This window comes from Chlorobium sp. (assembly GCF_036528655.1).
Lineage (GTDB): Bacteria > Bacteroidota > Chlorobiia > Chlorobiales > Chlorobiaceae > Chlorobium.
This window is the reverse complement of record NZ_JAIGND010000048.1, coordinates 1-5489: the sequence shown is the minus strand read 5'-3', so window position 1 is coordinate 5489 and position 5489 is coordinate 1. Positions and strand designations below refer to the sequence as shown.

Sequence of the window (5489 nt, the reverse complement as noted above, 5' to 3'; positions counted from 1 at the left end):
TCCTCTTATAGCTGGATAGCGTGACAGCCGGATGGCTCAATAGCAAGAAAAACATCACCCATAGCGCTTAACCCATTAATCCGTGTTAATCCGTGCCAATCCGTGGGCAACCTCTTCCTATTCAATCTTTACTGCTATACGTCCTTATGCTCGCTATAGCCTTCATGTCATAATACGTATTCACCGCAGTCCCATCTCCTCCGTCTTCTGTAACCCGCAGGAAAAGATCGCTGATGAACAGGACGGCATCTTCATAAATCTGTCCCTCGTTGATCTGCAGCTTCACGCCCTTGCGGATTTTGCGCGACATGGTGCCGTGCAGCGGCACCGAGGCGTATTCGAGCACTTTTTCCCATGCCTGCATATTGCTCTCTGCCATTATAACCCTCCTCCTGTTTAATTATTAAGAAAACGAAACTTTACCTAACACAATATTGTATAATACATATATTATCTTAATTTTTCTGATAATTATAGCGTTTCCCCTTATTATAACAGCACAAACGACAACAATGAAACAGACATTGAGACCGCTTGGAACCGTCATGCAACTGCTTGACGAACTTGGACACGAGGTAACTTACGCATACGAGGACCTGGTATTTGTCAATCACAGCGACTTTCTTCTCCAGTTCGGTGAAACGGGTTCGGTACTGCATCTCTTTTTCAATAACGAGTGCGCAAAAAAAGATGCCGATGCCATAGAAGAGAGTCTTATTCCCGCCGCAGATAAAAAAGGGCTCTCCATTGCCACGAAAGGGCGCTACAGTCTCAGCGAAGAACCTGATGAGAATCTGCAGATCAGGTTCTTCGATCTCTGAACGCCCGATCTGCCAGAGATTTTTTTCCTAGGGCTGCAGGAACCATTTCAAGCCGGAAACCCTTGTATCAGAATAAACGGACGGTTTTTTACTATCCAAGGCGCAAAAGCCATCAAAAAAGTTTCCGGCTTATGGCAACCTGGTACGACACGCTCAGAAAACCCGCATTTACCCCACCGAAAAACGTATTCGGTCCGGTCTGGTCCATTCTCTACATATTTATTTTTGCATCTCTCGCCGTTTATTTCCTTACGCCTGTAAAGCACAACCTGATACCCGTCACCATTCTGCTGCTTATCCATTTTACGGCCAGTTTCAGTTGGACGCAGCTCTTTTTCAAACAAAAAAGAGTTCTGATCGCACTGATTGACCTCGTCATTATCGATTGTACCCTTATAGCCATCATTATTCTGTTTTTTCAGACAAGCATTCTCGCGGCGCTTCTCCTTCTCCCCTACCTCGGCTGGGGAATCTTTGCCGCATACATCAACTGGGGTATCTACCGGTTAAACCCAGAACCGCCAGAAACCGGCAAAAACTCCAATATCACATGAAATATTCGGAAGCTCGTCAGGGCCGCATCTTCGTCATCCGCCTCGAAGACGGGGAAATCGTTCACGAAAAACTTGAAGGATTCGCCCGAGATCACGGCATCGAACGCGCACAGCTTGTCATTATCGGCGGAGCCGATAGAGGAAGCCGACTGGTCGTAGGACCTCAGGAAAGCCGCACCCTGCCGGTTATGCCCATGACGCACGAGCTCTACGATGCGCACGAAATTACCGGAACAGGAACAATCTTTCCCGACGAAGACGGCAATCCCCTCCTGCACATGCACATGGCTTGCGGCCGCGAAGAAAACACGGTGACCGGTTGTATCCGCAACGGCGTCAAAGTATGGCACGTAATGGAGGTGGTGCTGACCGAACTGCTTGAAAATACCGCATCCCGCCAGACTGATCCCATCACTGGATTCAAGCTGCTCGTTCCGTAAAAAGGGGGTATCGGATGCCCCGCATCCGGGAGCATCTCTCGCAAACGCATCGGAGAAGTATCGTTCGCTCCGCTCACGGCATTATCGCATTCCGCACGGAAGAAGAAATTCTCTTTTGTCAGGCTCTGGCCGGACAGCTGAATAGCCGGACAGCAAAGAAAAAAAACAAGCAAAGAGAAACTAAAGCTCTTCCCCTCCATAATCCTACGGCGTTCACACCCGATAAGCATCTACGCATACCCGCTCACGGCTAACAGCCTTCGCTCTTCAATCCGTGTAAATCCAATCCCCAATCAGCGGGAACCGCGATCTTCCTCTTATAAATAACAGCGCCTGATTTGAACGGCGTTGCCGTTCAAATCAGGCGCCAATCCGTGCAAATCCGTGTCAATCCGTGGGCAAAAATCTTACTCAACCATGGCTGGTTGGCAAGAAAGCATAACGCTTAACCCGATCTTCCCGCCCCAGCGCTCACAGAAAATGGTTTCCAGCAAACTCCATGCCGAGCGAATCCGCAAGGGCCTTATGGGTAATTCTGCCGCTCCAGACGTTCAGGCCGCCTGCAAGCCCCGGCATCATCACCATCGCACTTTCAAAACCGAGATCGGCTATACGTCTTATATATGGCAGCGTCGCTCCGCTCAGTGCCTCCGTGGAAGTACGAGGATAAGCGGCAGGCATATTGCTGACACAGTAATGGATAATTCCCTCATCGACAAAAACCGGATCGTCATGCGTCGTAGGCTTCGACGTCTCGAAACATCCACCCTGATCGATAGCGATATCGACGAAAACCGATCCTTTTTTTACGCCGGAAAGCATATCGCGCGTCACCATCCGGGGTGCAGCAGCGCCAGGAACGAGCACCGCCCCGATCAGGAGATCCACCGACGCGAGCTGCTCGTCGATATGCTGCTCCGTAGAGTAAAGCGTATGAACTTGAGATGGTAAAGAGGTCTCGAGATAACGCATCCTCTCCTGATCGAGTTCCAGCACGGTCACATCAGCCCCGAAAGCCGCAGCCGCCTTTGCCGCCTGCATACCGGCCGAACCGCCTCCGAGAATCGTCACCCTGGCCGGCAGCACGCCGGGCACGCCGCCAAGCAGGATGCCGCCCCCACCCTGCTGATGAGCAAGATAATACCCTCCCATGAGCACACTCATCTTGCCGGCTATTTCGCTCATCGGAGCAAGAAGCGGCAACCGACCCGCATCCTCGACGGTTTCATAGGCCAGACCGGTAACTCCGGACGAAATCAGGGCCTCAGTAAGCTTCGGGTTGCCTGCCAGATGCAGGTAGGCAAATACGATAAGATCTTTTCTGAAAAACCTGAACTCTTCCTCGAGCGGCTCCTTCACCTTAACCACCATATCGCACTGCCAGACCGCATCCGCATGTTCGACCATGACAGCCCCTGCCCGCCGGTACTTCTCGTCGCTGAACCCGCTGCCATCTCCCGCTCCGCGCTGCACGACCACGCGATGACCGCCGCCGACCAGATGCCGCACTCCTGCGGGTGTACAGGCAACCCTGGTTTCCATTCTTTTGATCTCTCCGGGAATTCCGATATGCATGGCTCAAATCAGATACAGTTCAAAGGGGGGATAGAGACAGCAACAAATTAATATACGAAGACAGACGAATAGTACACCTCGTCGTAAGCCGTTGTTTTTTGAGTCTCGATATGGGTATCTTGCTATTGAAAACAATCAGCAATCCGACTACCCGTCAACATGAACTTTTTCGGAGACTTCGCTTGGTGGCTCATGCTCCTGGCCAGCCTTGCCATGGCCGCGCTTCCTTCACTCATCCGGCCATTCAGAAAAACGACGCTCCTGACCGCCCTGCTGTTCTGGAGCGCCATTCTCGCGGCAATATGGCTCGGATTCGATGCAACCGCCGCACTTGCAGGACTTCTGATCTCGACGACTGCTGGAATACTGACTTTTCTTCTTGCCGTCTTCTTCTCAGGCCTTGATCTGATGGCAAAAAAACGCTACCGCTGAAAAATCATACGGTTAACCGATACATCACCATGGTATCCGTCCGAAACGCTCAACCAGACGATTACATTCATTTTGTGAAATCTTCCTGAAATCCGGAGATGTGGCAATTTTCTCCATTCCAGCCTCTAAGTGTCTGAGCCGACGAACAAGCGGTATCATCTGTGAGTGTCAAGCCAGACGGGTCAATCCTCCGGAATATTTCAGCACATTTGCAAGCCATGGTCTTACGCCGCTTATATAACGGGCATCAATTGGTGCCGTAGCCTCGACCATGTGAATTCTCTGGATTTTCAACTCACCTGTTCTGCCAAGCCAATCATTATCAAGTTGAAAACAATAATCCTCATTAAACATTCCGACTTTCCGTAAAACATCACTCCTCATGAACCAGCCTGATGGAGTCGGAAAATCATTGATCCTCAAAAGGATATTATTCTCGTCAAATTCAAGCTGAGTAGATGATACAAACGGCGCTGCCACTATAGCTCTCGTTGCAGCTTCCAGATAATGCGGATACCACTCATCATCATCATCCAGAAAAGCCACAAATTCAGTATCAACAAACTCGATAGCCGCATTCAGGGCAGATGCCTGAGAAGGCTTCAGGCTTTCAACACATTTCACTCCGAGGCTTTCCGTAACGCTTTTCTCAGGCAATCTGCCTTTATCGACACTGACTATGACGGTCAAATCGTAATCATTGATTATTGTCTGTTTTTTCAGCGACTCGACCGCTTTTTCAAGAAACACTGATTGCTGGGGTTGAAATCGGGAAGGTATTATTACAGGGTACCTCGAAAAAGTGTCGTGAGCACCCGGAGTGCAAGGCGGACAGAGCGGAGAAACCGGAGTGTACACGTAGTACATGAGGATTTCGAGCACCGACCAACGCGGCAATCCGGGTGCGGAATAACTTTTTCGAGGTACCCTACAGTCAGGGACTTATTTGTCATTTCAATAATTGATCAGGAATTCTATAAACCTGTAATATCGATATGATCCGGCGGCAAACCCCGATGATACCGTTCATACATCGCCTCATACGCAGCTTCTATATTCCGCGTAAACCGCTCCGTATCGAACAGCGGCAAACTTATCCGATTCCGTTCCAGCCTCTCCCTGATACCCCTCAACCTTTCGGGCTCCATCGCAAGTGCTATGGCAAGCGACTCGTACTCTTCCGCCGTACTGGTGACCAGCTCCGGCAGACCGACCGCATGCAAAAGACTTGCAGCTACCCTTCCGGCAAAAGACTCTCCCATACGGGTCAGCACCGGCAACCCGGTCCACAGCGCATCGCTTGCCGTTGTATGGGCGTTACACGGCAGCGTATCGAGGAACAGGTCCGCCTGCCGGTGCCGCGACAGATGCTCGGCTAACGGCATCCTTTTCGCAAAAACCAGCCGTTCCCCCGAAACGCCTCTCGCCGCCGCCTCACGACGCAGGTTTTCTGCGGCCGTCGCATTATCTTCGAGCAACCAGAGCACGCTGCCATCCGCCTGTTTCAGTACCCGCATCCAGACATCGAACACATCCGGAATGATCTTGTAGTTGTTATTGAAACATGCGAACACAAACCCCTGCTCGGGCAAGCCGCACTCCCTGCGCGTGAACGCCCGCTCCGAAATTTTCCTGTGAGCATCGTTCACCTGGTAGCTGTCCGGCAT

General features: G+C 51.0%; 8 protein-coding genes. 4 read left to right on the top strand and 4 right to left on the bottom strand.

Annotated features, from left to right (window positions below; genetic code table 11):
• Positions 1–121: 121 nt before the first annotated feature.
• Positions 122–379 (bottom strand): hypothetical protein, encoded by a 258-nt coding sequence (locus K4305_RS12160; RefSeq protein ID WP_331562750.1) that lies wholly within the window; start codon positions 377–379, stop codon positions 122–124.
• A gap of 133 nt (positions 380–512) precedes the next feature.
• Here K4305_RS12160 and K4305_RS12155 point away from each other — a divergent pair, with 133 nt between their 5' ends.
• From K4305_RS12155 to K4305_RS12145, 3 genes are all read left to right on the top strand, one after another.
• Entirely contained in the window at positions 513–821 is a 309-nt protein-coding gene (locus tag K4305_RS12155) for a hypothetical protein (RefSeq protein WP_331562749.1), read from the top strand.
• Between the two features lie 131 nt (positions 822–952).
• Complete coding sequence (locus K4305_RS12150) at positions 953–1375, top strand: TspO/MBR family protein (protein WP_331562748.1); 423 nt, start codon at positions 953–955, stop codon at positions 1373–1375.
• Positions 1372–1815 (top strand): PPC domain-containing DNA-binding protein, encoded by a 444-nt coding sequence (locus K4305_RS12145; RefSeq protein WP_331562747.1) that lies wholly within the window; start codon positions 1372–1374, stop codon positions 1813–1815. The genes K4305_RS12150 and K4305_RS12145 overlap by 4 nt, the downstream gene beginning before the upstream one ends.
• A 471-nt stretch (positions 1816–2286) precedes the next feature.
• Here K4305_RS12145 and ald read toward each other — a convergent pair whose 3' ends face one another.
• Positions 2287–3390 carry an alanine dehydrogenase gene (ald, locus tag K4305_RS12140; protein WP_331562746.1) on the bottom strand — a complete coding sequence of 368 codons (1104 nt, stop codon included), beginning with the start codon at positions 3388–3390 and terminating at the stop codon, positions 2287–2289.
• 159 nt (positions 3391–3549) lie between these two features.
• On the opposite strand from ald, the gene K4305_RS12135 reads away from it, so the two are divergent.
• Positions 3550–3822, top strand: coding sequence for a hypothetical protein (locus K4305_RS12135; protein WP_331562745.1), 273 nt, complete (start codon positions 3550–3552; stop codon positions 3820–3822).
• Between the two features lie 168 nt (positions 3823–3990).
• Here K4305_RS12135 and K4305_RS12130 read toward each other — a convergent pair whose 3' ends face one another.
• Entirely contained in the window at positions 3991–4689 is a 699-nt protein-coding gene (locus K4305_RS12130) for a glycosyltransferase family A protein (protein ID WP_331562751.1), read from the bottom strand.
• A gap of 107 nt (positions 4690–4796) precedes the next feature.
• A partial coding sequence (locus tag K4305_RS12125; protein ID WP_442880489.1) for an O-linked N-acetylglucosamine transferase, SPINDLY family protein occupies positions 4797–5489 on the bottom strand: 693 nt, incomplete at its 5' end.